Annotated in this window: 22 protein-coding genes and 1 other RNA gene; 9 read left to right on the top strand and 14 right to left on the bottom strand. The window is 34.8% G+C overall.

Annotated elements, in window-relative coordinates:
- The first annotated feature begins 304 nt into the window (after nucleotides 1-304).
- Nucleotides 305-1,753: an asparagine--tRNA ligase gene (gene asnS, locus MP477_RS13170; protein ID WP_230040506.1), complete on the top strand. Its 1,449-nt coding sequence runs from the start codon at nucleotides 305-307 to the stop codon at nucleotides 1,751-1,753.
- Nucleotides 1,754-1,912: 159 nt separating this feature from the next.
- Nucleotides 1,913-3,376, top strand: a complete 1,464-nt coding sequence (gene rpoN, locus MP477_RS13165) for an RNA polymerase factor sigma-54 (protein ID WP_230040504.1) — start codon at nucleotides 1,913-1,915, stop codon at nucleotides 3,374-3,376.
- A 329-nt stretch (nucleotides 3,377-3,705) separates the two neighbouring features.
- Here rpoN and MP477_RS13160 read toward each other — a convergent pair whose 3' ends face one another.
- The 10 genes from MP477_RS13160 to MP477_RS13120 all read right to left on the bottom strand — a co-directional run bounded on the left by MP477_RS13160 (nucleotide 3,706) and on the right by MP477_RS13120 (nucleotide 15,007).
- Nucleotides 3,706-4,074, bottom strand: coding sequence for a cysteine peptidase family C39 domain-containing protein (locus MP477_RS13160; protein ID WP_257190784.1), 369 nt, complete (start codon nucleotides 4,072-4,074; stop codon nucleotides 3,706-3,708).
- A gap of 15 nt (nucleotides 4,075-4,089) precedes the next feature.
- The gene (locus MP477_RS13155; RefSeq protein ID WP_306552760.1) at nucleotides 4,090-5,325 is read right to left on the bottom strand and encodes a DUF6625 family protein; all 1,236 of its coding nucleotides are present in this window, start codon (nucleotides 5,323-5,325) and stop codon (nucleotides 4,090-4,092) included.
- 1 nt (nucleotide 5,326) lies between these two features.
- Entirely contained in the window at nucleotides 5,327-8,377 is a 3,051-nt protein-coding gene (locus tag MP477_RS13150) for a lantibiotic dehydratase (protein WP_257190782.1), read from the bottom strand.
- Complete coding sequence (locus MP477_RS13145; RefSeq protein ID WP_257190781.1) at nucleotides 8,374-9,528, bottom strand: lanthionine synthetase LanC family protein; 1,155 nt, start codon at nucleotides 9,526-9,528, stop codon at nucleotides 8,374-8,376. The genes MP477_RS13150 and MP477_RS13145 overlap by 4 nt, the downstream gene beginning before the upstream one ends.
- Complete coding sequence (locus MP477_RS13140; protein ID WP_230040494.1) at nucleotides 9,521-10,438, bottom strand: LLM class flavin-dependent oxidoreductase; 918 nt, start codon at nucleotides 10,436-10,438, stop codon at nucleotides 9,521-9,523. Before MP477_RS13140 ends, MP477_RS13145 begins: the two co-directional genes overlap by 8 nt.
- Nucleotides 10,439-10,497: 59 nt before the next feature.
- Complete coding sequence (locus MP477_RS22840) at nucleotides 10,498-10,683, bottom strand: class I lanthipeptide (RefSeq protein WP_354961270.1); 186 nt, start codon at nucleotides 10,681-10,683, stop codon at nucleotides 10,498-10,500.
- Between the two features lie 202 nt (nucleotides 10,684-10,885).
- The gene (locus MP477_RS13135) at nucleotides 10,886-11,776 is read right to left on the bottom strand and encodes a carboxypeptidase-like regulatory domain-containing protein (RefSeq protein WP_257190780.1); all 891 of its coding nucleotides are present in this window, start codon (nucleotides 11,774-11,776) and stop codon (nucleotides 10,886-10,888) included.
- A gap of 387 nt (nucleotides 11,777-12,163) precedes the next feature.
- Nucleotides 12,164-13,789: an AMP-binding protein gene (locus MP477_RS13130; protein WP_257190779.1), complete on the bottom strand. Its 1,626-nt coding sequence runs from the start codon at nucleotides 13,787-13,789 to the stop codon at nucleotides 12,164-12,166.
- 59 nt (nucleotides 13,790-13,848) lie between these two features.
- Entirely contained in the window at nucleotides 13,849-14,523 is a 675-nt protein-coding gene (locus tag MP477_RS13125) for a beta-carotene 15,15'-monooxygenase (protein ID WP_230040488.1), read from the bottom strand.
- Nucleotides 14,516-15,007 (bottom strand): RNA polymerase sigma factor, encoded by a 492-nt coding sequence (locus MP477_RS13120; protein ID WP_115970156.1) that lies wholly within the window; start codon nucleotides 15,005-15,007, stop codon nucleotides 14,516-14,518. Before MP477_RS13120 ends, MP477_RS13125 begins: the two co-directional genes overlap by 8 nt.
- Before the next feature lie 139 nt (nucleotides 15,008-15,146).
- Here MP477_RS13120 and rnpB point away from each other — a divergent pair.
- Nucleotides 15,147-15,470: RNase P RNA component class A (gene rnpB, locus MP477_RS13115), an RNA gene on the top strand.
- Between the two features lie 277 nt (nucleotides 15,471-15,747).
- Here the strand turns inward: rnpB and MP477_RS13110 are convergent.
- Entirely contained in the window at nucleotides 15,748-16,617 is an 870-nt protein-coding gene (locus MP477_RS13110) for a polyphosphate kinase 2 family protein (protein WP_230040486.1), read from the bottom strand.
- A 244-nt stretch (nucleotides 16,618-16,861) separates the two neighbouring features.
- Complete coding sequence (locus MP477_RS13105; protein WP_047488266.1) at nucleotides 16,862-17,326, bottom strand: DUF1573 domain-containing protein; 465 nt, start codon at nucleotides 17,324-17,326, stop codon at nucleotides 16,862-16,864.
- Between the two features lie 128 nt (nucleotides 17,327-17,454).
- Here MP477_RS13105 and MP477_RS13100 point away from each other — a divergent pair, with 128 nt between their 5' ends.
- From MP477_RS13100 to MP477_RS13075, 6 genes are all read left to right on the top strand, one after another.
- Nucleotides 17,455-20,070 carry a valine--tRNA ligase gene (locus tag MP477_RS13100; RefSeq protein ID WP_257190778.1) on the top strand — a complete coding sequence of 872 codons (2,616 nt, stop codon included), beginning with the start codon at nucleotides 17,455-17,457 and terminating at the stop codon, nucleotides 20,068-20,070.
- Between the two features lie 219 nt (nucleotides 20,071-20,289).
- Nucleotides 20,290-20,925 carry a DUF4241 domain-containing protein gene (locus MP477_RS13095; protein WP_230040474.1) on the top strand — a complete coding sequence of 212 codons (636 nt, stop codon included), beginning with the start codon at nucleotides 20,290-20,292 and terminating at the stop codon, nucleotides 20,923-20,925.
- Nucleotides 20,926-20,992: 67 nt separating this feature from the next.
- The gene (locus MP477_RS13090) at nucleotides 20,993-21,883 is read left to right on the top strand and encodes a ribokinase (protein WP_047488274.1); all 891 of its coding nucleotides are present in this window, start codon (nucleotides 20,993-20,995) and stop codon (nucleotides 21,881-21,883) included.
- An 89-nt stretch (nucleotides 21,884-21,972) separates the two neighbouring features.
- A complete protein-coding gene (locus tag MP477_RS13085) occupies nucleotides 21,973-22,818 on the top strand; it encodes a serine aminopeptidase domain-containing protein (protein WP_257190777.1) in 846 nt (281 codons plus the stop codon).
- Entirely contained in the window at nucleotides 22,815-23,459 is a 645-nt protein-coding gene (locus MP477_RS13080) for an HD domain-containing protein (RefSeq protein ID WP_257190776.1), read from the top strand. The genes MP477_RS13085 and MP477_RS13080 overlap by 4 nt, the downstream gene beginning before the upstream one ends.
- A gap of 38 nt (nucleotides 23,460-23,497) precedes the next feature.
- Nucleotides 23,498-24,097 carry a hypothetical protein gene (locus MP477_RS13075; protein ID WP_257190775.1) on the top strand — a complete coding sequence of 200 codons (600 nt, stop codon included), beginning with the start codon at nucleotides 23,498-23,500 and terminating at the stop codon, nucleotides 24,095-24,097.
- 49 nt (nucleotides 24,098-24,146) lie between these two features.
- Here MP477_RS13075 and MP477_RS13070 read toward each other — a convergent pair whose 3' ends face one another.
- Together MP477_RS13070 and MP477_RS13065 are read right to left on the bottom strand one after the other, a co-directional pair.
- Entirely contained in the window at nucleotides 24,147-24,377 is a 231-nt protein-coding gene (locus MP477_RS13070; protein WP_230040466.1) for a hypothetical protein, read from the bottom strand.
- Between the two features lie 179 nt (nucleotides 24,378-24,556).
- Entirely contained in the window at nucleotides 24,557-25,447 is an 891-nt protein-coding gene (locus tag MP477_RS13065; RefSeq protein ID WP_230040464.1) for a DUF72 domain-containing protein, read from the bottom strand.
- Nucleotides 25,448-25,527: the final 80 nt, after the last annotated feature.

The following is a 25,527-nucleotide window of genomic DNA, read 5'->3' as shown; positions in this document are numbered from 1 at the left end:
AATAACTATTTTCCATACATAAGAGCCCTGTTCTTATGAAAAAACAAGAATAAGTCAGCTTATTCCTCTAAAAAGTGATATGATGTGAGTGTACCAGGTTCAAGTCAGGACAAATTTTATGAAGTTCAAGATATTAAAATTATACTTTAGAAACGAATGCAGAAGAGTGAAAAAGATAATTTTACTGAACAGAAAGTTTAATTACCTGATAAATGATTTTTAAAGACAGCGTAACCATTAAGTTGCGCTGTTTTTTTGTAACTTTGCAAACATTAATTTTTATACAAAAATTTATCATCAACAAATGAAAAAGCAGACGATCAAAGAAATCCTGAAGGATTACAAGAAAGTATTACATCATGACATTACAGTTTACGGATGGGTAAGAACCTTCCGTGCTAATCGCTTTATTGCACTTAATGATGGATCTACTATTAATAATTTGCAGATAGTTGTTGATTTCGAAAATTTTGATGAAGAGGTTATCAAGAAAATCAGTACTGCTTCTTCCCTTAAAGTGGTAGGTGAAGTAGTAGAGAGCCAGGGTGCTGGCCAAAGCGTTGAGATTATTGCTAAAAAGATCATCGTTTTAGGAGATAACTTTACTGAAGAGCTTCAAAGTACGATTCTTCAACCTAAAAAACACAGTTTAGAAAAGCTTCGTGAGCAGGCTCACTTAAGATTCAGGACCAATTTATTCGGGGCTGTTTTCAGAGTGCGTCATGCAGTGAGCTTTGCCGTTCACTCGTTTTTTAATCAGAATCAGTTCTTCTACATCAATACACCTGTAATTACCGGTGCAGATGCAGAAGGAGCCGGAGAAATGTTTGGAGTTACCAACTTTGATCTGGAAAATATGCCAAGAACAGAAGAAGGTGATATTGATTTCTCACAGGATTTCTTTGGTAAAAAAACGAATCTTACGGTTTCAGGACAGCTTGAAGGAGAAACTGCAGCCATGGGATTAGGAAGAATTTATACATTCGGACCTACTTTCCGTGCTGAAAACTCTAATACAACAAGACACCTTGCTGAATTCTGGATGATTGAGCCGGAAGTGGCCTTCAATAACCTGGAAGATAACATTGACCTTGCTGAAGATTTCTTAAAATATGTGATTCAGTATGTGCTGGATAACTGTAAAGATGATCTGGAGTTCCTGGATAAGCGTTTTGAAGAAGAACAGAAAACAAAACCTGAGAAGGAAAGAGCAAAAGAAGGTCTTATTGAAAAACTTCAGAATGTGATTGCTAAGCGTTTCAAGCGTGTAAGCTATACAGAAGCTATTGAGATTTTATTAAACTCAAAAGAAAATAAAAAAGGCAAATTCGCGTATCCCGTTGAAAAATGGGGAACAGATCTTCAATCTGAACATGAGAGATATCTTGTTGAAAAACATTTTGAAAGCCCGGTAGTATTATTTGATTATCCAAAGGAGATCAAAGCTTTCTATATGAAACTGAATGACGACAACAAAACTGTTGCGGCAATGGATGTTCTTTTCCCAGGAATCGGAGAAATCATCGGTGGTTCTGAAAGAGAAGCAAGATTAGATGTACTAAAACAGAAAATGACTGATATGCATGTAGATGAGCATGAGCTTTGGTGGTATCTGGATACCCGTAAGTTTGGTTCTGTTCCCCATGCAGGATTTGGTTTAGGATTAGAAAGATTGGTTCTTTTTGTGACTGGGATGACGAATATCAGAGATGTAATTCCTTTCCCTAGGACACCGAAAAGTGCTGAGTTCTAGAATAATAAAAAAAAGCCTTAATGAAATTTAAGGCTTTTTTTATTTTTTAGTAGTTTATTATGATATTAACTATCATGCAAAAATCGTGCTAAATGTGTTTATTATCAAATAAATTTATTAAATTCGTAGAATATGTTATGTTAAAACGCCAATATTACTATGCTTAAACAACACTTACAACTCAAATTAGGACAGAAGCTGGCCCCTCAGCAGATCCAGTTGATGAAGCTTATTCAGCTTCATACTCTTGAATTTGAAGAGGAGTTGGAGAGAGAGCTGGAAGAGAACCCTGCATTAGAAATTGCTAAGGAAGAATCTAAGGAAGATGATTATGCTTCTTTGGAAGAAGCCTATCAGGATGAGGGTACCGATAGCATTGAAACAGATTTTGATGTCAATGAATATATTTATGACGACGAACCCAACTATAAAACTGCATCCAGCAACTATTCTCCGGACGACGAAGAATTTGATAATGAAAGTCTTTTAACTGAAGGGCAGTCATTATATGATTATCTGATGGAACAGATTCATTTGGCGAGTATCAATAATGAAGATTTAAAAGTTGCAGAATATCTTATTGGAAATCTGGATACAGATGGGTATTTAAGAAGGGAAATCAAGTCTATCGTTGATGATCTGGCTTTTTCACAGGGAATCTATACTACTAAGGAAAAAGTGGAAGATATCCTGGAAAATTATGTTCAGAAGCTGGATCCATCAGGAGTAGGGGCAAGAGGACTTCAGGAATGTTTATTACTTCAGATCGAAAAGAAAGTAAGCTCGGATAAAGCAGTTTCTCTGGCCGCGAGCATTTTGAGGCATCAGTTTGATGCATTGACGAATAAGCACTACAACAAGATTATTCAGAAATATGATATTGAAGAGGAGGATCTGAAAGATGCTTTGGATGAAATATCAAAATTATCACCTAAAGTGGGAGGGAACTTTGATACCCAGACCATCACCATCAATCAGGAAATTATCCCTGATTTTGTAATCCAGGTGAAAGATGGATTGGTAATTCCCATGCTTAACAGCAAAAATGCGCCTACGTTAAGGGTTTCAGAAGAATATAAAGATATTCTTACCACGTATTCTCATGATAAAAATTCATCTGAGCATAAACAGGCTGCCTTATTCATTAAACAAAAACTTGATGCTGCCAAATGGTATATTGATGCCATTAATCAGCGTCAGAATACCCTTTTACAGACCATTACGGCCATTGTAAAGTTCCAGAAGGATTACTTTATCACAGGCGATGAAAAGTCGCTGAAACCGATGATTCTAAAAGATATAGCAGATATTACAGGATTTGATATTTCTACCATTTCAAGGGTAGTAAAAAGTAAATATGCTGATACGCCTAATGGTATTGTATACCTTAAAGATCTGTTCTCGGATAGTTTAACTAATGATGACGGGGAGGAAGTTTCTACAAAAGAGATTAAAACCCATCTTCAGGAAGTGATCAGCAAAGAGAATAAGAGAAAACCGCTTACTGATGATGCTTTGGTAGTGATCTTAAAAGAACAGGGCTATAATATTGCCAGAAGAACGATTGCAAAATACCGTGAGCAGCTGAATATTCCTGTAGCAAGATTAAGAAAAGAGCTATAGTTTTAGATACTATACTTTACATATATAAAAAGGTGAACGTTGGCGTTCACCTTTTTTATTGAATTTGTTTACATTTTTTATTTTAGCCACAAATCGGAGATTTGACGTAGTCAAAGGTTACAAAGTTTCTTGGATACTTAAGTTTAATAAAGTTGTGAAAATAAGCTCACTAACGCTCACGTAAGTTTAAAAAACATCAAAGATTTTTTGCTTAAGTGTACTTTTTATTTACAATCCGTTTAAACTTAAAATAAACTAAAGTGTTTATAGTGTTTCACTCAGCTTTTGTGACTAAATTTTTATTTAGTTAAACAGGCTTATTGTATAAATTAAGAGATCAGAAATACAGTATCACTTATTCTTTTAAAAAGACTGAATGTATTGATCTGTTTTCCAAATTCTTTATTTTCCCAATATACTTTTCCATCTTTATAATCATTGATTAACGCAAAAGTACCGCTGTTGATCTTCAGAAATGCAATGGCAGGGAAGGGAAGGTCTTCAAGATCTTCAAGCTCCAGTCTTACCACCATGGTTTCAATATCAAAATCATCTTTTAATATAGTATGGAAACTCAAAAAATTATAATCATCCACAGGGATATCATAATTTTTTATTGTTCCAGCCTTCATATTTTGTTGTATAAATTTTTTCAACAAAAAATTAAAAGAGGTTACGTGGCTGTCTTTTTCAATCATAGATGCTGGAAATTTTTAATAGATATAATAGGCATTTTCGTTAATGCGCTTCTTAATATTGTGTATATTTATTTTATAAGGAATATTTTCTTCACTTTTATAATGAAAGTCGATTGTACTGATCGTTTTTTTACTGAGTCCTATCCATTTGTTATCCTTAATTTTATAGAGAACAAACTGATTGTAGTGCAGCGTATAGTCTGCTTCATTGATAATGACCAGCTTATTTTTATCTTGTGGATAAAAGGTAATATGTGTTTTTCCTATTTTGTATGATTGTTCTTCCAGAAAATTCATATGCTCTTTTTGAGTATAGGAACGCAATTTTGATTTTAGCAGCAGAAACCTGTAATGGGTTTGTCTGATGTTTTCCTTTATCCTGCTTTTTATTTTTTTTACAGCATGCGAATACGGACTAAACTTGTAATGGATGCCCTTTGGACAGATCGAAAATTTAGTTTTGCTTTCAAATGGATCTATAAAGAAAAATTGATTGTCCTTTACATTGATAAGATGAATCAATAAATACTGCTTCTCAGTAATGCTATTGAAAATATTGCCCTCTACCCAATGGTGAACAACATTGGTATAGGTAAATTCCTGTACAATGGGTTTATGGTAATACTTAATTTCCTTTTGGAGCTCCAGTCTCCTTAACACAAGAGTGAAACTTTCAATTTCCGTCTTAATCTGGGTAATATCTGTGGTATGGACCTTACTGAATTCAAAATTACATTCATCAAAACAGAAATGGCGGCTATTTTCTAAAATGCGGACATAATCCTTACTCTGTTTGAAGAGGTTAATGCACTGCTCGTTATTCTTCAATAAAGTGAAAAAGCCTGCCGGATAGTTCTTATGAGGGGAAATAACATCGTATTTCTGCAATATTTTTTCAGTCATAAAATACCGGATATTACCGAAAACTATGTCGATATCACAATATCCCCAGAAGTCATAATTTTTCAGATATTCCTGAAAAATTAGTCCATAAGTAGGTTTAAAATCACATAGCTTATAGCCATCCAGAATATTGATATTCAGATTGAGTTTTTCACTCGCTATTGTACTGAATTCAGCAAGATCTTTAATGTGCACAAAATGAACATTTGGGACATGAAAAGGAGCTTCTAAATTAGTAAATAATATAAAATCAACATCCGGATTATATTTGCAGCTGAACAAAAAATGGCTGAAATAAGAAGGCCAGCTTTTTCCGAAATAACAATTTATTAATGCGATTTTGGTCATCCTACGTCAGTTTTTTAATATTGAGCAATGAGTCATAACTTTTGTGTAAGAAATAATAAAGAATGGACTCATAAAGATTCGGTTTCGAAGCAAACATCCGGTTAATAAACATATGAATATAGCTTATCACTAATGATTTAACCATCTGTTTGGATTGCAGATCCTTAACTTCAGTGATATAATTTTTCGTTTTCCTGGTTCTGCTATTTAATATCATAGTAAAATCATCCCCTTCCGTCAGGAGATCCAAAATTTCACTTCTATGGTTTCTATATTTATCTTTTAAAGCTGCCTTAGAGTTTTCATCCAGCCTCATACCATATCCATTAGCCAAATGATTCATAATATCTCTTTTCTCAGCTTGTTCATAACCAAAATCATTCAGGATTCTGTTTACTCCCACAATAGCAGCTTTCCAAATAGCGGTTTCTGCCAATTCAGCCTCTTTTAATAGTTGGCAAACACACTCACTGTCAAAATAAAATATACTTTCCATATGGTCTATGGTAGACTCTCCATATCGTTCAATCTCTCTATTGTAGGTGTCCAGAACAATTTTATGGATAATCATCTCTTGTGTCAGATATTTATCAAGCAATTGATAGATCTGATTGGAAATATTATGATCCGATGATGTTGTCAGAAATCTTATTCTGATATGATGGTCCGGATCGCTGTAACGGATGAAAAACCATTTTTTTATAATCCCTTTTTTAATGAGCCCACTGGCAAATTTATAGATGGAATCTTTGATGATCTGATCCGAAACTTTGGGGCTGCTATAGATTTTATAGAAAAGCCATTCGCTTCCCGGAATAAAATTTCTGGTAATTGTATTTTTAACAGAAAAAAGAGAAAGCTCTTTGTTTTTCTTACTGCTCAGGTTATGCCATGGAATGACAATCTCATTGCTATGGATGTTTCCTTCCATATCTTTGGCTACACTTTCATATTGATTGGCAAGGTTTTCGAAAACCCTTATTTTCTTCTCCTTCATAAGATGATCCAGTAAAATTTCCAGAGAAAGTGTATTGTTCATGAAAACAGGAAGTTCCATATCCCTCTCTGAGAAGGTGAAGATTTCTGGAATATTCCTTTCTTTCAGATGGTCTCGGAGCATATTCACTGAAGCCTGTTTTCCATTGAATATTTTCTCATATGACAGTTGCCATGATGTTCTTGACAAGATAACGTTATTAACCATTATTCGTGGTAAATAGTCATAATTGCTGAACATTCCCCAATTCCAGTTATAAGACGGGGTGATATTCTGATACTGAAGATCACATAAGAAATGATACAACGGTACTTTATGTAAACTATAATTGTGGGCAGATGAAAGACTTGGAATGACCTCTTTATTGTACTTTTTGGAACGAAGGACAACCCTGTTGTTCTTGATAGAAATCATAAGGTCATTCAGATAGATAGGCTCACTGTCTGAATGCTGGAGATTAAGGATCGGAATTTCATAGTTTCTCAAATGAGGTCTGAGTAGAATATTACCTACCCTTGGTTGTGGATTATGCACAACTTCAGCAATAATCTGATTTTCAAAGAAGTTTTCCTCCTGTTGCAAAGCCTGTTTTACCGATTCTTCCAGCTCATTATCCAAATGACAGAAACGTCCCAGATAAGTAGAGGATGAAGGCCCGTCACTAAATTTATGGAAAATAATAGGCTGTCCTTCCTGGTCCTGATATACCTGTACAAGAGAAGACATTGAAAAAGGAATATTTTTATTCTCTTCTGAAAATGGTGCTACCTCATCTTGAGTGATTATAATTTTATCTTCGTTGTTCTTGATGGCATTAATTAATTTTTCACCCAAAAACTGATTCCATTTTACAGATCCCTGAATAATATTGGAGTTATTTTGAGACTTGAACTGGATTCCCCCAATCAAATCCGAAACATCATTATCCGAATGTATAGGATAATTGATCCCTGACAATGGATCAAGTGCTAACAATAAAGGAATTTCCTGCTGATCATATCTTTCAAGAAATACATTTTTGAAACTTTCCAGGGCATCAATCGTATCTGGTCCCCCAATTTTAAAAACTGTGGAAAGTACTTTTTTGAAATCTTTAAAAATAGTATTGTTCAGTGTGTTGGATGCCTTACCTTTTAGAAGGTCTGTCTGAAGAATATTTTTTTTATAGCTTTTAATGCCTGCTTCAGTTAAAATTTGAGTGATCTTCTCAACAGCATCATCAATGTCATTGGTTATATTTATTTTTTGAACAATTTCAAATATGCTAATGATGTGGTGAATAAAAGCTATATCAGCATTATTTTCTTCAGTTGCAGGAATTTTCAGTTCTTTTAAAAACTGATAGATAAAATCCTGGAAATTCTTGTCAGTAACTTTTGGTGAAAGTTCACTGACAAGAATTTTGGAATCTATTAGTTCATTGATATAATCAAAACTGTCTTCATAAGAAATATCCTGCTTTATCAGTATTTCTATGATCGATGATAACTCCAACCCGTTAGTACAGGCTTTTATAATAGAATTCAGGTACTTATTTTTCTCTGTGGAAATAACTTCATATTTCAATCCTCCGCTATTGGCGGAAGACTCAATATAGCGGTATTTGTTTTTGGTATTGTATATGGTATTATTGGTGTAGAACTTACAGATCTGTCTTACAAACATTTTTTGTTCCAGTTCTGTAATGATATCATGCATCAGCTGCATATCCAATCGTGCATAAATCTTATCCTGACTTTTATCCAGTGTGATAAGAGTATCATTATCCCATTGTCCCATGCTTACTCCTGCATTGGTCCCAAAGGGAATGGTTCTGAAATGTATCCTAAGCCAGTATTTCAGCAAAGATTTTTTTATTTTATCTGCTTTTTCTTTCGAAAGTTTTTTTTCATCCCAATTGATAAGCTGCTCATAGAGATCCGGTGAAGATAAATAAATCGCCTTACGAAAGTTTTCACTATTGATGTCTTCTTCCCATGTATCAATACTTTTTTGTGGAAAAAGAGGAGTCCTCAATAGGTAAAAGTTCAGCTTTTCTATGTCGTTGTATTTCATTCTATGTTCATTAAATAAATTTTATCCCAATCCTTAGCTTTCTCAGGATACTGATAATCCAGTAATACCATTCCCACTCCTGAAATTCCTTCCAGTAACCCGGTATGCTCTACCCACTCATCATTTTTCAGATCATAAGGAAACTTGGTTCCTTTGCCCAGTTGCTGAAGAGTAATAGCCATCCAGTAGTCATGTGCTTCTTTAAGCTCTTCCCGCTTACATATTCTGTAAAACTTATTGAAAATATGCGAAATTCCCGATGATCCGTGACAGATTCCCGTGTCTATACAATCATTTTTGTGACTGTAAAAAACCCCGGCGTTATCCAGTCTGATTTTTGATGAATTTAAAATAATAGAAAGACTCATTGCTCTCAGGTCTTCATCCTGTAAAACAGTATAAGCTTTCCATATACCTATCGCAATACCTAAATCACCATAGCACCACGCCAGCCTGTTTGACAGCTGTTTTTTGCGGGTAACGACATTAATTTTTGAAGGGAAAATATGCTGAGAATCTTTATTCTCCTCATACAGTTCAGTAAGAAAATTAACCGCTCCCTGAATCAGTCTTTTACAGGTTTCTTTTTCACAGCCTTTATGATAGCATTCCGCTAAAAAGGATATGATAGAAGGAAGACCATGGGCAAGGCCCAGATCGCAGATGTTTTCTTCTTTTGTTATATTGTCAACCCAGAAAATGGATTTGTTTTGTTCATGTTTTAAATGGTCAATATAAGACACTATTTTTGCAACTGTATCGAATTTCTGGATTTCCAGAAAGTAAAGACCCAATCCGATCAGTCCTGTAAATAAATCATACTCTTTTTTGCCTGCATAGATGGGAATCAATTCTAAAAAGAATTCTATAGAATCTTCTTCTATGGCATCAATATCCTCATCTGTAATGATATTGGAAGTATGCAGGAGCCTCATAAAATAGATCACCGCTAAACTCCCGCTGGCAAAAGAATAATAAGTATCTTCAGAAGCCAGATCTATCAGACTTTCAATTTTTTCAATTTCTATATCATTATTATAGAATAAGGAGTAGTAATTGCTCCCCAGACTGAACGTGATATTGTCTCCTTTATCTTCAATACATTTTTTTGAAATCTCGCTTAAAAAAAAATCAATTTTATCTTTATACATATTGGCTTAATATTTCGATAGCTGTTAGAGAATCTTTGTGTGTTCTGGAAACATTATTGAACATAAATTCATTGTATCCGTACAGTTCTTTAAATTCCAGCAATTTTTCCTGAAAAAAGCTTCCGTCACCAATAAGGCTTATATTGTCTATGGCACCATTAGTACTGCTTTTTGCTACTTTTAATGCTTTTTGTTTGGTTTTATGGCAGCATCCGGAAAACGTTAATACCATAGCCGGATCTTTGCCATGTTTTGCTTTGTATTCGGTTCTGAAATTTTGCAGCTCTTCTTTAAGATAATCCTTGTTGGATTCTCCATGAAATATAGATCTTGCAAAATTAAGGTCATGTTGCAGTGCTACTTTCAACCCCGAATGTGAAGATCCCATATACCATACGTCAGGAATATTTCCCTTGTAAGGCGGGATAATTAAATTTTCTTTCAACAGTTCATTTTCTTCTCTCAGAAACCGTAATGTAGATTCCAGCTTCGGAAGAAATGAGGAAAAATAACTGTCTTTATCAACGTCTACGTTAAAGTATTGAAGATCATATTCTCCTACCAGCCCTTTTACAAAACCAAGATCTAGCCTCTTAGGATATAGACTGGATAATAGTTTATAATTATGAGCTACTCTGAATGGACTTTGTAATGGCATAATAACCCCAGCAATCCCTATCTTTATCTTATCCGTTAATCCCAATAGTATGGGTAGAAGCATTTCAGGAGTAGACCAGGCCATGTCATGTGCTTTTGAAAAATAATTTTCAGTAACCCAGAACCTCGAAAAACCAAGCTCGTCTGCTCGGGTTGCATATTCAATGATATCGTACAATGATTTTTTAGAATTATTAAGAGAATTCTCTCGTATACCAAATTCCAAAAGCCCTATTTTTAATTTATTTGCCATAACTAGTTATTAAAAAGTAGCTACTCCCGGAGGAGTAGCTTTAGTACTTTTGTGAAGTATTAGATTTCAGTACAAACGCAAAGGTTTGTAGATCTGCTGCTTCCAGCTGTACACGTCCAGTGTGTACAATCGAAAATAGATAATACTGCCTCTTTTCCAGCTTTTACTGATTTCATTTCGTCAGAGTTTAATTGAGATAACTTCTCTTTTTTAAGAGTTAACTTTTTTGTAAGCTTTTTGCTCATGGTTAAAAAAATTTAAATAATTTACCTACTCGTTAGCTTTTCGGTTTCCGCTTTTTTATATGTATTTATTATATAATACCTTGTTTATCAATGTTTAACTGAAAGATCAGCTCATTGGTTTAAAAATATAACGATATACTGCTCCAAAAGAACATCGTGCATTACATTACAGTAATTATCCGTATAAAGTTAGAAGAGTTCTTTATTCAGTACTTTTAGAGACCGCTTTATTCTGATTCTTCGCCGTACTGATCTTCTCGCGTTGATCTTTATTATAATTAATATCGATATTTGAAATAAAACTTCCTTTACTGGCCTCCCATTTTCCCTGGCTCTGATAACGATAAAGCAGATTATTGGATAAGGTTTTTTTAGCAGAGATTCCAAAGACGAAATCAATAGTATCATCCTGTATATAATCTACAAGCTGCAGGGTAATAGCCAATTTATCTGAATCTGTATAAATCAGTCTGTATTGTTGCAGATCGATATTCTGCCAACCTGTTGTGCCGGTCTTATATATAATATTTTCATTAAGGAGACTTTGATAAGGCAATCCATCTTTAACACTATATATGTTGAGCTTTAAAGTTATTTCTTTGAACCTGGAGCTTGGAATAATATAAAAGTTATAGCTGTTAAGCTTTGTCCAGTTATAGATATCAAATATCTGCCCCTGTTCAACGGTAGGTTTGTTTTTATCAAACATTTTAGAGAAGGTAAGCATAGGTCTTTTTTCTGCACCTATGGTTTCTCTTTTGGTCTTTTTTCCGCTTACATTAATTTCCTGGATAGCATATACTCTCTTGTTTAATATAATATTGGAGTTTTGAGTTATTTCGTTTATGCTCAGGTTTTTACTTTCATAGCCATTGGATTCAAAAATGATCTCGTCATTTTTATTGGCACTTTGAGGAATTTCTAAAGAATAGTTACCATTATTATCAGTAATAGTACTTATATTTTCATTCCCAAAGCTTATTGAACAGTAAGAAATAACTTCCTTGTTTTCATTTTTGACAGTTCCTGAAATTTTTTGTGCACATATACTTATAGTAAGCAGTAAAGCACAAATTGCCAGTCCGATCTTCATTATTAGTTTTTTTGTCTGGTCTAAATATAGGATTTTATTCTACACTACTCACTTTGAAAGGAGAAAAAAACAAATTTTGTTTATCATATGTATGTATTTTCCTTAAAATAGATAATATATTCATATTAAATATCAAAAACAGACATTGAATATTTAATAAGTTTTATAGTGGCTGTAAATCCCTTGTTTAAGAGCTTTTCACTAAAAAGTGTCTTAAATAATTCTAACTTTTTATATAAAAACCTGATGAATGAAAAATTTTTTCAAAAAAAATAAAGTTCACCAATTAAATGATGAACCCATTCCGCTTTTTTATAAATTTTTTCATAAAAAAAAGGAACGCTTTTTTTTCCTTTTTTTCCTTTACAGTGGGTGATTCCAGATTTTTTACGAATTTCTTGAATTTTCCATACCTAATTCCTTCATAGAAATCTCTCTCATTTCTACTTTTCTTACCTTTCCGGAAATGGTCATTGGGAATTCATCTACAAATTTCCAGTACTTCGGGACTTTATAATGAGCAATTTTTCCTTTACAATAATCCAATAGCTCTTCTTCTGTGATTGTAAAACCTTTTCTCACCTTGACCCATGCCATTATTTCTTCCCCAAATTTTTCACTGGGTACTCCAATGATTTGAACATCAAGAATATGAGTGTAGGTATATAGGAAATCTTCAATTTCCTTTGGTGAAATATTTTCTCCACCCCTGATAATAAGATCTTTGATTCTTCCTGAAATCGTAATGTATCCGTCCTTATCCATTACGGCCATATCTCCGGTGTGCATCCATCGGGCGTTATCCAGTACCTTTTTTGTATTTTCAGGGTCATTCCAGTATTTCAACATGACAGAATAACCTCTGGTACATAGCTCACCATGCTCTCCCCGTTTTAGTATTCTTCCATTTTCATCAACGATTTTTATTTCCAAATGATCCTGCACTGTTCCTACTGTGCTGACCTGCTTTTCCAAAGGAGTTCCTATCAGCGTCTGGGTGGAAACAGGAGAAGTTTCCGTCATTCCGTAACAAATGCTCATTTCTTTGATGTTCATAAGGTTTTCAACTTTTTTCATGATTTCCGGCGGACAGACAGATCCTGCCATAACACCCGTTCTTAAACTTGAAAAATCATAAGTATCAAAATCTTTAACAGCCAGTTCTGCAATAAACATAGTAGGGACACCATATAATGAGGTACATTTTTCATCAGAAACCGTTTTTAAGGTCTTATCGGGATCAAAACTGTCATTAGGAATAACCATACAGGCTCCGTGGACAGTACAGCATATGTTTCCGATAACCATTCCAAAACAGTGATAGAAAGGAACGGGAATACAGACCCGGTCTTTTTCTGTGTATCTCAACCTTATTCCAATAAAGTATCCATTATTTAAAATATTATGGTGGGATAACGTCACTCCTTTCGGAAATCCCGTAGTACCTGAGGTATACTGAATATTAGCAGGATCGTCAAACTGTACATGTTCCTCAAAGCTGTGAAGGACCTCATCTGAAATATCCTGTCCGTTATTCACAAAATCATCCCAGTTTTCGTCAAAGAAAATTTCATGTTCAAGGCTGGGGCATACTTCTTTTGCATACTCTACCATTTCCTTATAATTACTGGACTTAAAGCTTAATGAAGAAAAAATAAAGCGAACCTCAGACTGGTTGAGAACATAGGTAAGTTCATGGGTTCTATAGGCAGGGTTGATGTTGACTAAAATGGTTCCTATCCTGGCAGTAGCATATTGTAAAAGTACCCATTCATATCTATTAGCAGACCATATCCCGATCCGGTCTCCGGATTTTGCTCCTAAAAATAATAGGGCTTTTGCAATGGCGGTTGTCTGATTATAAAATTCCTGATAAGTGGCTCTGTAATTCTGATGAACACAGACTAATGCTTCCTGATTGGGGTATTTTTCAACTGTATTTTTAAGATTTCCTCCGATAGTTTGTCCTAATAACGGAATTTCAGAAGCTCCGTAGACATAAGATAATGGCATAGTATAAGATTTGGTTAAATAAATTTAACAAATATATCTTTAACTATGGGCTGGCCGTATTAATTTTCCTCGGAATCTATTCTTTTCAGCTGGTCCAGATTTTTGTCTAGCTTTTTAATGATACTTCCATACACCAATTTGTAATAAAACCAGATCATTGATACGGCAAGAAGTGTACTCACTACAATTCCAACGATAATGATGGTGAGATTAGAATTGGTAGGCTGTATATTCTGAGAGTTTAAAGTATAAAATATAAAAGCAATTAATACAAAGGTAAAAGCTACCAGAAGAACAATACTGATAAGAATAAATGCATTCACAGTTTTCTTGAATTTAATAATTTTCGTAATAAGTCCTTTAAGATTTTCTTCAATCTTTATTTTACGGTAGTTCTGATAGAATTTCAATACAAAATATGCAGTGATGAGCAGGCTTAAAATCTTTATAGCTAAATAAACGTGGCCAAAATTATCTTCTACTTCAGGTGCTCCCTGTGCGCCCAGTCTTTCCAATACATTACGGAAGCTGTCTGATTCTTCTTCCTGAAAGAAATAAAACAGACCTAAGACAGAGAAAAACAGGAATTCTACAACACTGATCCAGAAAATATACTTTATATAATTGCGTGATTTTCTATTCAACATCTGAAGGATTTCAGTGTTGTCATATTTTGGCTGCACAGGCTGTTCCTGCCATGTTTTCTTAAAGCTATCTAAATCAAATTCAGGCATATTTTTCCATCTGTTCTTTAAGGGTTTTCTTTAATCTGTTCATTTTCACACGTGCATTGACTTCGGTAATCCCGAGGTTTTCTGCAATATCCTTGTAAGGCAGATCGTCAAGATACATCATGACAATGGCTCTTTCTATATTAGGAAGAGTCTTGATTACAGTATACAAAAGCGAAATCTGTTGTTGCTTTTCATCATCATCTTCCACAAAGTCCCTGTGGTTGATGTCCAGTTCATTGGTTGGAAGGCTTTTGCTTTTTTTTCTGAAAAGAGTAATGGCTGTATTAAGCGCTACACGATACATCCAAGTCGAAATTTTGGAATTTCCTTTAAAAGAATCATAACTTCTCCAAAGCTGTAAGACGATTTCCTGGAAAAGATCTTCTTCATCTTCAAGAGAATTGGTGTATAAGCGAGATACCTTAATAATCAGACCCTGATTATCTTTAATAAGCTGCGCAAATTCTTTTTCCCTGGAATTCATAGATGTATAATGCCACGAAGATAATAATAATGTGTTAATAGATGAAGAATTATATTGAGCAAATACTTAAAAAAGGCGATTAACTTATTTATCTATTCAGTTTTTCAGCCTTCCTTAAATTTATGTATCTTTGCATCCGCGAGAAAATCGGCTTGTTGATTCTTGTTTCGGCAAGGGTAGGAAAGTCCGGACACCATAGAGCAGCAAAGCGGATAACATCCGTCACCCGTGAGGGTAGGACAAGTGCAACAGAAAGCAGGTACAGTTCGGCTGTAGTGAAACCAGGTAAACTCTTTGCGGTGCAATGGTAAGTATATCGGTTCTTTTCAGTAATGGAAATAGGGGCGGCTCGTCCTGAAAGCCGAGGGGTAATCAGCTCAAGTCTTGCAGTAATGTAAGACGTAGATAAATAACAGGCACTTCTTCGGAAGCACAAAATCCGGCTTATAGATTTTCTCGTATTTTTCTTATATTGAAGATACTTATAGTATAAAAAAATAAGCGGAGATTTTTCTCCGCTTATTTTTTTAGTTTTGTCCCTTCCTAAAATAAGTTGACAGAAAACCGACTTATTTTAGGAAGGCTGATGGCAAGAACTGTTTTTTCATAGTTAAGTTTTAATGATATAGGTGCAAAATTATAATAATGAATATAAAAAAATAATATAAATAGAAAATTATTCACATTATTATGTATTTATATTAAAATTATTTAATAAAATAATTGATTTTATTAAATAATTATTCGTTCTCAAGAATGTTTTTAGAATCTATAAGACTCTGCTTGTTTTTTTCAGAAAGTTCCGGATATTTCAAATTCATCTTTTCAAGAGTATCAATGATGATCTGTATAGCGGCCACTCTGGCAAACCATTTATTGTCGGCAGGAAGTACATACCATGGAGCGTGATCCTTAGAAGTTTCATTGATGGCTGTCTCGTAAGCTTCCATATACTGATCAAATAGCACTCTTTCCGGAAGGTCTCCGGCAGAAAATTTCCAGTTTTTTTCCTGTTCATTAATTCTGTCCAGTAACCTTTTCTTCTGCTCATCTTTAGACACATTCAGAAAGATCTTAATAATGGTTGTTCCGTTTTGCGAAAGATGCTTTTCGAAATTTCTGATGCTTTCATATCGGTTTTCCCAGAACTTAGTATCAAAATCTTTTACCGAAGACCAGGTTTTCTCACTTAGGTTATATTCAGGATGTACTTTACATACCAGGACACTTTCATAATGTGAACGGTTGAAAATTCCAATCATTCCTTTCTGAGGTAGAGCCAGATAATGCCTCCATAAAAAATCATGGGAATATTCCCGGGAACTTGGCGTTTTAAAACTGGTTACATTACAGCCTTGCGGGTTTACGCCTCCAAAAACATGTTCTATCATACTGTCTTTCCCGGCAGCATCCATTGCCTGCAATACAACAAGCAGAGACTGGCTGCCATCTGCATATAGCTTTTCCTGCAGTTCGCGAAGCTTTTCTTTTTCTTTAATTAACAATTGCGCCCCTTCTTCTTTGGTAAGTTTTCCCTTATAAGATGTTGGTGTTTTTTTTATTGAGAATGTGCCCTTTACCTGAAAGTCATCTGAGAAATTGGTGTCCATATATTATAAAGATTAAAAGATTAAAAGATTAAAAGATTAAAAGATTAAAAGATTAAAAGATTAAAAGATTAAAAGATTAAAAGATTAAAAGATTAAAAGATTAAAAGATTAAAAGATTAAAAGATCTTTGCTAGCCATCAGCCATCAGCCATCAGCCATCAGCCATCAGCCATCAGCCATTAAATATAAATGTAATAAAAAAACCGCCTCCAGGGAGACGGTTCTTTTATTTTTTAAGTAGAATTTACTTCACTGCAGCTTTCTTAGCTAGTTTTGCAGCTTTTTTCTCAGCTTTTGCAGCTTCTTTCTGCTCAGCAGGAGTTAATACTTTTGCTTCAGGGGCGTTAGCATCTACATTACCTTTAATGTAAATTACACTTCTGCTGTTGGCAGGGTCATTAGAGAAAACTTCAATCATTTTGTTGAATCCTCCGTTAAGAGCTGTGTTGTATCCAACTTTGATCTTAGCAGATTTTCCTGGCATGATAGGATCCTGGCTGAATTCCGGAGTTGTACACCCGCAAGAAGGTTTTACATTTGAAATGATCAAAGGCTTATCCCCAGTGTTTGTTACTGTAAAAAACCTTGTCCCATCAGCATTAGGCTTAATAGTACCGTAGTCGAAAGTAGTTTTATCAAATGTAATAGTTTGTGCAGATGCCAGAGCAAATGTTCCGAATAAAGCAATTCCTGCAATTAATTTCTTCATATTCTTGAATGTTAATATGTTTGTTAGATAAATTTTGTGAAACAAAGTTAAAAATTATTTTAATTCATGCTTAAAAATTTTTTTCTTTAGACTATTTTTGCAAATTGCAAGCCAAAGAAATAGAATTTATGCAGATTTCAGAAAAGTACAATCCACAGGAAACAGAACAAAAATGGTACAATTACTGGTTGGAAAATAAGTATTTCCACTCAGAACCTAATGAGAAACCTCCATATACTGTGGTAATACCTCCGCCAAACGTTACGGGGATATTACACATGGGACATATGCTGAACAATACCATTCAAGATGTTCTGGTCCGTCGTGCAAGAATGCGTGGATTTAATGCTTGTTGGATTCCGGGAACAGACCACGCTTCCATTGCTACCGAAGCTAAAGTTGTTGCTAAACTGAAGTCTGAAGGAATCAGTAAGTCAGATATTACCCGTGAACAATTCCTGGAGCATGCCTGGGAATGGACGAATAAATATGGAGGAACCATCCTTGAGCAGCTAAAAAAATTAGGATGTTCATGCGATTGGGACAGAACCCGTTTTACCCTGGAAGACAAACTTTCACAACAGGTGATTAAAAGCTTTGTAGATCTTTATAATAAAGGATTAATCTACAGAGGCTACAGAATGGTAAACTGGGATCCGGAAGCAAAAACCAATATTTCAGATGAAGAGGTCATATTTAAAGAACAGAACGGGAAGCTTTATTTCCTTAAATATAAAATCGAAGGCTCTGAAGAATTTCTTTCAGTAGCTACCACCCGTCCTGAAACTATTTTCGGAGATACTGCTGTATGTATTAACCCTAATGATGAGAGATACGCTCATCTGAAAGGTAAAAATGTAATTGTTCCGATTGTAAATCGCGTCGTTCCGATTATTGAAGATGAATATGTAGATATTGAATTCGGTACGGGAGCATTAAAAATTACGCCTGCACACGATACCAATGACTATGAGATCGGTCAGAAACATCAGCTGAAAATGATTGATGCTCTGGATGATGACGGAAATCTTAATGAGCACGGTCTTCATTATGCGGGGAAAAACAGATTTGAAGTAAGAAAGCAGATCGCCAAGGAATTAGAAGAAAAGGATCTTTTGTTAAAAGCAGAAGATTATGTGAATAAAGTAGGAACATCAGAAAGAACAGGGGCTGTTATTGAGCCTAAAATTTCAGTACAGTGGTTCCTTAAAATGTCTGACATCGCTAAACCTGCTTTGGATGTAGTAATGGATGATGAGGTGAAATTTTATCCTGAAAAGTTTAAAAACACCTATAAACACTGGATGGAAAACATCCGTGACTGGAACATCTCCCGTCAGCTTTGGTGGGGACAGCAGATCCCTGCTTATTATTATGGTACAGGAGATGAAGATTTTGTAGTCGCTGAAACTAAAGAAGAAGCCTTAGAACTGGCAAAACAAAAAACAGGAAATCAGGAGCTGACCGCAGAAAGCCTTAAGCAGGATGATGATGCATTAGATACCTGGTTCTCATCATGGCTGTGGCCGATATCTGTATTCGATGGATTGATTGATCCTGACAATAAAGATATTAATTATTATTACCCGACATCTGATCTGGTTACCGGTCCGGATATTATTTTCTTCTGGGTGGCAAGAATGATCATGGCTGGGTTGGAGTACAGAAAAGAAGTTCCTTTTAAAAATGTTTATTTCACAGGAATTGTAAGAGATAAGCAGAGAAGAAAGATGTCAAAATCTTTAGGAAACTCTCCGGATCCACTTGAACTCATGGATAAATATGGTGCTGATGGTGTTCGTGTAGGAATCCTATTGAGCTCAGCAGCAGGAAATGACCTTCTTTTCGACGAAGATTTAATGCTTCAGGGAAGAAATTTCATGACAAAAATATGGAGTGCCTTCCGTTTGATTCAGGGATGGAAGCATGAAGATAAGCCAGCAATAGCTACAGATCACCAGGCTATTGAATGGTTTGAAAACAAATTAAACAAAACAATTGTTGAAATTAATGATCAGTTTGATAAATTCAGGATCTCTGATGCCCTGCATTTGATCTATAAATTAATTTGGGATGATTTTTGCGGATGGTATCTTGAAGCTATTAAGCCTAACTATGGAGAAGGGATTTCTAAAGAAGTATATGACAGAACAATTGTTTTCTTTGAAGAATTAATGAAGTTGCTTCATCCGTTCATGCCTTTCCAGTCAGAAGAAATCTGGCAGTTGATTTCGGAAAGAAGTATGGAAGAAGCTCTTGTTATTGCTCAGCAGAAAAATGCAGATATCTTTAATGAAGAAATAATCAGAAACTTTGAAATTGCAAAAGAACTGATTTCAGGAGTTAGAAATTATCGTCAGACTAAAGGGATTTCTCCAAGAGAAGAAGTTGAAATATTTACAAATGCTTCTGAATTTGTAAATGATAATGTGGTAAAAAAATTAGCTAATATTTCGGAGATCCATTTTGGGTTGAAAACAGATAAGCCAAGTTTTACCTTCCTGGTAGGAGCGACAGAAGTGTCTATTCCTTTAAGTGAAAACTTAGATCTGGGAGAAGAAAAAGCTAAAACCGAAGAAGAAGTAAAATATTTAAAAGGGTTTTTAATTTCAGTTGAAAAGAAACTTTCCAATGAAAAGTTTGTAGCTAATGCCAAACCGGAAGTGGTAGAAGTTGAGCGTAAAAAACAAAAAGACGCTCAGGATAAAATTGCCATTTTGGAAGAGAAACTGAAAAGTTTGTAAGTAATCAAGGAAATTCCCTGAAAGCTATACCGATAAAAGAAGACCAGTTAATCTCGTCTTCTTTTATGTATTAATGATAGAAATCAGGCAGTTGCCCTTAAAAGCAAATGGAAGGCTAGAGTAGAAAGAAAAAGAAGCATTACCAATGACCATTGGATCAGTTGAATGAATTATTTTCGGTTTCACTCAGCTACACATTGAAAACAAGTAATAAATAACATGAAACATATAGAAAACATACAGAAACTATTCTCAAAAGACTTTGTAGAAAGTCCTTTGTTGGAAAGTTTTGAAGTTGGAAAAATTTACCTTTCCAGTGGAAAACTGATAGCTTGTGATCCCCTAATCACAAATGATATGCTTCCTTTTACCACAGAATTTCCCAAAGGAAATTTCTCAGTGATGTTGCACAAAGAAAGAGAGAGTAATTGTGTAGCGTATGCTGAAATCATATTCAGTAATTCTGCTATTGCAGATTGGAAACTGGCTACTACAGCAGGACAGAATATCAAGGATCTTGCAGAAGGAGAGGTTTTTGGATATCCTGTAGAAAGTGGAATGGGTTGTCTGATGGATGTGGATACCCAGGCAAGTCTTAATGATTTGGAACAAAAGCTATATCAGAAGAAAGGTGGAGACTTTATGGGAATCTATGAAGAATTTTTCCATGATTATTTCTTTGATGAGAACGGCGCGATAGACCAGTATGCTTTCTTAAAGCCGTCCGATGAACATCCTGGAACTATATTTGCCTTTGAAACCGGATATGGTGAAGGTTTTTATGCCAGTTATATTGCTTATGATAAAGATCAGCAGCCCGTAAAGATAATTACTGAATTTATTGAAATAAGTTAATAAAAATAGTTACTTTTGGATCACTGATTTTCACCAGATATAAATGTTAAAACTAATATAAAGCACAATGAAATTCTCCTCAGAACAACCCAGAATTATTGTTGTAGGCAGCTCATCAATAGATTTGGTTTTAGAAACCGAAAAGCTTCCTTTACCTAATGAAACCGTTTTAGCCGTTAATTCAGACAGCTATTTTGGAGGGAAAGGAGCCAACCAGGCAGTAGGAACAGCGAGGCTTGGAGCAAGTGTTTATTTTATAGGTTGTGTAGGAATGGATCCACTGGGTCAGCAAATCATGAGAAACCTTGTGAGTGAAAATGTGAATGTAGGTTTTGTTCATGAGACAGACAAAGAATCCACAGGGACAGCTTATGTAACAACCTGTAACGGAAATGCTGCTATTGTAGTGGTTCCGGCAGCCAATAAATATCTTAATAAAGCCCATATTGATGAAGCAGACCGGTATTTCCACAGTGCTGATCTTGTTCTTGTGCAGCTTGAAGTTTCTATAGAAGTTGTAGAGTACACAGTAAAAAAAGCGAAAAAATATGGCAAAAAAGTAGGGCTTTATGCTTCTCCTGCTATGCCTGTAAATGAAGCGATTATTGAAAATGTCGACTTTATTGTAGCAAAAAGCAATGAACTTTATATTATTTTTGGCGAAGAGAAAAGGGAAGAAGTCCTTAAAAAATACTTCAATAAAGTATTTGTAAGAGATGATACGAATTCTACTATTTATTTCGACGGTACGGAGATGAAATATTTCAGGAATGATAAAGATAAGACTGTTTATAAGATGGGAATGGGAGATGCATTTACTTCAGGGTTTGCGATAGCATTGTGCCACGGGAATACTATTGAAGACTGCGTGAAATTTGGAAATGAGGTTTCAGCAAGAGTCTCAGGGGGTAAAGGTTCACAGACAGGATTACCTAAGATGTCGGAATTCTTTTCTTAAAATTATTTAAGGCATATCAAAACTTAAAAACTTAACATAAAAATATAATGAAAATGTCCACTTTTATAGTGGATTTTTTCTTTTATACTATGGAAAAACTAATACTTACCACAGAGGATCATGTTTCTTTAACGGCACACCTTTTTAAACCTGAAAAAAGCAATGGAAAATTACTGCTTATTAATTCTGCAACAGGGGTTAAACAACAGGTATACTTTTCATTTGCCCAATATTTTTCCGAGCAGGGATTCACGGTTATCACTTATGATTACAGGGGGATAGGGCTTTCCAAACCGGAGAATATGAGAGGTTTTCATGGCTCTATGAGGCTTTGGGGCTCAAAGGACTACCAAGAGCTCACCCGTTATATCAAGGTGAAATTCTCTGAATACAGAAAATACTGTCTGGGACATTCTGTAGGGGCATTAATTCTGGGGATGAATAAAGATTCTGAGATTTTTGAAGAATTTATTTTTGTGGGAACTCAAAATGCTTTTGTGGGAAACCTTAAAAAAAGAACAAAAATTGAAGCTTATCTTGGCTTTGGAATTGTTCAGCCCTTAACCACCTCAGTGTTAGGGTATTTTCCGGCACATTGGTTTGGGCTTGGAGAAAGTCTGCCAAAAGATTGTGCATATGACTGGAGAACCTTAATTTTAAACAAGAAATCAACCAACAAGCTGTTGGAAAAAATTGATGACTATTCTAAAAATTTAAAACAGAAAGTATTCGTAGTCAGGGCGGAAGATGATATATGGTTAACCGAGAAAGGAGTATTAAGTTTATTAAATGATACTTATCCTAACCTTACACCCACCTATAGACTTGTAAAAACTTCCGAATCTGATAAAAAAGAAATAGGGCATGTTAATTTTTTTAGAAATTATAATAAAAAACTTTGGGATATTATTTTAAATGAACTGATAGATAAATGAAAAGTACAATTGACAAGACCGTAGAATTTGTAAAAGAAAAATTAATCGGGGCAGAAGCCGGACACGACTGGTTCCATATTGAAAGAGTTTGGAAGCTGTCCAGAAAGATTGCAGAAACAGAAACCTGTGATCAGGAAGTGGTAGAGCTTTCGGCACTTCTTCATGATATTGCAGATCCCAAATTTCATAATGGAGATGAGACGATAGCTCCTAAAATATCCAGAGAATTTCTTACAGGGCAAAATGTTTCTGAGGAGACGATAGGAAAGGTTCTTTTTGTTATTGAGCATATATCATTTAAAAATAAGGGTAATGCCCCTGTAGATCCTTCCATAGAGCTTAAAATAGTTCAGGATGCAGACCGTATCGATGCTATTGGAGCTATTGGGATTGCCAGAACATTTAACTTCGGCGGGTTCAAAAATAATCTGATGTATGATCCTGAGATTAAGCCTAGCTTACATATGTCCAAAGAAGAGTATAAAAAATCAAATGGTACAACCATTAATCATTTTTATGAAAAATTATTGCTTCTGAAAGAGTTGATGAATACGGAGACCGGGAAAAAACTGGCTGAAGAAAGGCATAGTTATATGCTGAACTTCCTTGACCAGTTCTATAAAGAATGGAATGTAGATTAAGATTCTCCTGAAAATTATGAAATCAGTATCTTTGCAGTATGGAATTTATCATTTTTGTTATCTTTTGGGCTTGTGTGCTTTCTTTGGTTTTTTATAAAGTAAAATCAGGAAAGGTGGCAAAATGGGCAAAGCTGTTCCGTATTCTCACCGTTGTTTTTTCAATTTCTTTTTTTGCCTATTGGTTTATCAAAAAAAGTGCTGTGGCATTTGTAGACAATTCAGTGGGACTTCAGGTTGTTAATAAGCTTCCCCAGGCCCTGGATTTTTACCTGATCAATGTCAGTAAGGAACAGTCAAACATACTGCTGGAACCCAAGCACATTGGAAAAATCCGCCCGGAATACTACAGGATAGAATATCTTAAAATGGATAAATCTGATGAATATTGGATTGTAGGATATTTGGGAAAAAAGAACTTGGTTTACTTTTCTCAGCATTCCGTTCCCAATAAGAATATTGATCAGATTGTAGAGGTACAAAATTATATCAATCAAAGTGTAAAGCTTTCCGAAGCTGCAAAAAAGCAGGTGGATGCCTACAACTATGAAAATACCAAACTGGGAATCTGGATCTCATTAGATTTTCTGCTTTTATTCCTTAACCTGGTATTGCTCCTGAGAAAAAATAAATCACACTAAATAAAAAAATGAGTAATAGCCGGTTATTACTCATTTTTTATACTTTATATTAAGGATAATCCAGAATATGCATCACCTGCTCTTTGAGTTCTTCGGGGCAGCTTTTGACTAATCTATCTTTGCTCAGCTTGCTTATTTGTCCGGGCTCCAGCCATTCGGTAACATTTGAGCTCATGCTATGGTTATCATATATTCTTTTTATGGTACCATTTTCATAAAAAATATATTCATCACCCAACCAGTTGGTAGTGATGTTGATTCTACAGATTTCCTTTTCCATTATCTCGTTTTTTTAAGTTTACACTATTGTGTGAAATATATTAGTTCACTAAAGTATAAAAATTTATGATACGAAAAGACTTTTATCACCAGGAATTGAATTTTAAGTGATAAATTGGAATTGTTCTGTATAAGCTTTTGTGAATGAGTATATTATTATTTGACAGTAATCTGTTCGGATTAAAATAATGTTCCCGTATTTTCAGTGGCCATCTGAGGAATATGAATATCAGTTTTCCATTCTTCATTGATTTTTTTAATGAAGTAAGCAGACAGCAGGGGAGAAGCTTTTTCTATATTTTGATGTACAAAGAAATAAAGATTTTGTAAGCCTTCTTTTTTCCATTTTGTCAGATGCTGTAACCAATCGTCCAATCTTTCATAATCACTCTCTGCGTTGGCTCCTACATAACGGATAAATGCATTGGGAGTAGTAAGGCGCATATGGAGCATATCTCTTCTTCCCGCAGTGTCTACAATGATGTTGGTGATGTTATGGGCTTCAAAGAGCTCACAGGTAGTATTGAGGATCTCTTCGTCAGTAAACCATTCCGTATTTCTAAGCTCTATAGCCAGAGGAACTTCTTTTGGCCATTCTTTTACAAATTTTTCCAGCCTGTCATAATCTTTAGGTTTAAAATTATCATGAAGCTGAAGAAAAGCCATTCCTAATTTTTCATCAAAATTCATGACGGCAGAAGCGAAATGAGTTACAGGATCCGTCACGTCGATAAGTCTTCGGAAGTGGGAAACTGTATTGGTGATTTTAGGAAAGAACTTAAAATTTTCAGGTGTTTTTTCTTTCCATGTTTTCACCTGATCCGGAGTAGGCATTCCGTAAAATGTAGCATTCAGTTCAATAGAATTAAATTGAGTGGCATAATAGGTCAGCTCATCCTTTGTTCCTTTAGGATAAAACCCTTTAAGGTCGGTCTTATTCCATTTGGCGCATCCAATAGATAGGTTTTCAAACCCTTTTTTATTAAGATTTAAAATTTCTTTAGTTTTAGAATGATCTTTGGGAAGGGTAAAATCTATTTTTGAAGGGTCTTCTACTTGTCCGAATTTCATATATCTCGTTTTATGGTATTAAACAATATACACAAATATAAATCAAAAAAATCATAGAACGTTCTATGATTTTTGGTAAA

It is taken from the genome of Chryseobacterium sp. WG23 (assembly GCF_024586575.1).
Taxonomy (GTDB): Bacteria; Bacteroidota; Bacteroidia; order Flavobacteriales; family Weeksellaceae; genus Chryseobacterium.
Note: the sequence above shows the minus strand (reverse complement) of the source record. Positions and strands in the feature narration are given on the sequence as shown.

Excerpts from the sequence above, each read along its gene's own strand:
- MP477_RS22840 (WP_354961270.1), bottom strand. The coding sequence starts at position 10,683 with ATGAGCAAAAAGCTTACAAAAAAGTTAACTCTTAAAAAAGAGAAGTTA.
- MP477_RS13080 (WP_257190776.1), top strand. The coding sequence starts at position 22,815 with ATGAAAAGTACAATTGACAAGACCGTAGAATTTGTAAAAGAAAAATTA.
- MP477_RS13130 (WP_257190779.1), bottom strand. The coding sequence starts at position 13,789 with ATGCCATTATCTTATGTCTACGGAGCTTCTGAAATTCCGTTATTAGGA.
- MP477_RS13150 (WP_257190782.1), bottom strand. The coding sequence starts at position 8,377 with ATGAAATACAACGACATAGAAAAGCTGAACTTTTACCTATTGAGGACT.
- MP477_RS13140 (WP_230040494.1), bottom strand. The coding sequence starts at position 10,438 with ATGGCAAATAAATTAAAAATAGGGCTTTTGGAATTTGGTATACGAGAG.
- MP477_RS13110 (WP_230040486.1), bottom strand. The coding sequence starts at position 16,617 with ATGGACACCAATTTCTCAGATGACTTTCAGGTAAAGGGCACATTCTCA.
- MP477_RS13100 (WP_257190778.1), top strand. The coding sequence starts at position 17,455 with ATGCAGATTTCAGAAAAGTACAATCCACAGGAAACAGAACAAAAATGG.
- MP477_RS13125 (WP_230040488.1), bottom strand. The coding sequence starts at position 14,523 with ATGCCTGAATTTGATTTAGATAGCTTTAAGAAAACATGGCAGGAACAG.
- MP477_RS13095 (WP_230040474.1), top strand. The coding sequence starts at position 20,290 with ATGAAACATATAGAAAACATACAGAAACTATTCTCAAAAGACTTTGTA.
- MP477_RS13135 (WP_257190780.1), bottom strand. The coding sequence starts at position 11,776 with ATGAAGATCGGACTGGCAATTTGTGCTTTACTGCTTACTATAAGTATA.
- MP477_RS13160 (WP_257190784.1), bottom strand. The coding sequence starts at position 4,074 with ATGATTGAAAAAGACAGCCACGTAACCTCTTTTAATTTTTTGTTGAAA.
- MP477_RS13155 (WP_306552760.1), bottom strand. The coding sequence starts at position 5,325 with ATGACCAAAATCGCATTAATAAATTGTTATTTCGGAAAAAGCTGGCCT.
- asnS (WP_230040506.1), top strand. The coding sequence starts at position 305 with ATGAAAAAGCAGACGATCAAAGAAATCCTGAAGGATTACAAGAAAGTA.
- MP477_RS13145 (WP_257190781.1), bottom strand. The coding sequence starts at position 9,528 with ATGTATAAAGATAAAATTGATTTTTTTTTAAGCGAGATTTCAAAAAAA.
- MP477_RS13090 (WP_047488274.1), top strand. The coding sequence starts at position 20,993 with ATGAAATTCTCCTCAGAACAACCCAGAATTATTGTTGTAGGCAGCTCA.
- MP477_RS13065 (WP_230040464.1), bottom strand. The coding sequence starts at position 25,447 with ATGAAATTCGGACAAGTAGAAGACCCTTCAAAAATAGATTTTACCCTT.
- MP477_RS13120 (WP_115970156.1), bottom strand. The coding sequence starts at position 15,007 with ATGAATTCCAGGGAAAAAGAATTTGCGCAGCTTATTAAAGATAATCAG.
- MP477_RS13085 (WP_257190777.1), top strand. The coding sequence starts at position 21,973 with ATGGAAAAACTAATACTTACCACAGAGGATCATGTTTCTTTAACGGCA.
- rpoN (WP_230040504.1), top strand. The coding sequence starts at position 1,913 with ATGCTTAAACAACACTTACAACTCAAATTAGGACAGAAGCTGGCCCCT.
- MP477_RS13070 (WP_230040466.1), bottom strand. The coding sequence starts at position 24,377 with ATGGAAAAGGAAATCTGTAGAATCAACATCACTACCAACTGGTTGGGT.
- MP477_RS13075 (WP_257190775.1), top strand. The coding sequence starts at position 23,498 with ATGGAATTTATCATTTTTGTTATCTTTTGGGCTTGTGTGCTTTCTTTG.
- MP477_RS13105 (WP_047488266.1), bottom strand. The coding sequence starts at position 17,326 with ATGAAGAAATTAATTGCAGGAATTGCTTTATTCGGAACATTTGCTCTG.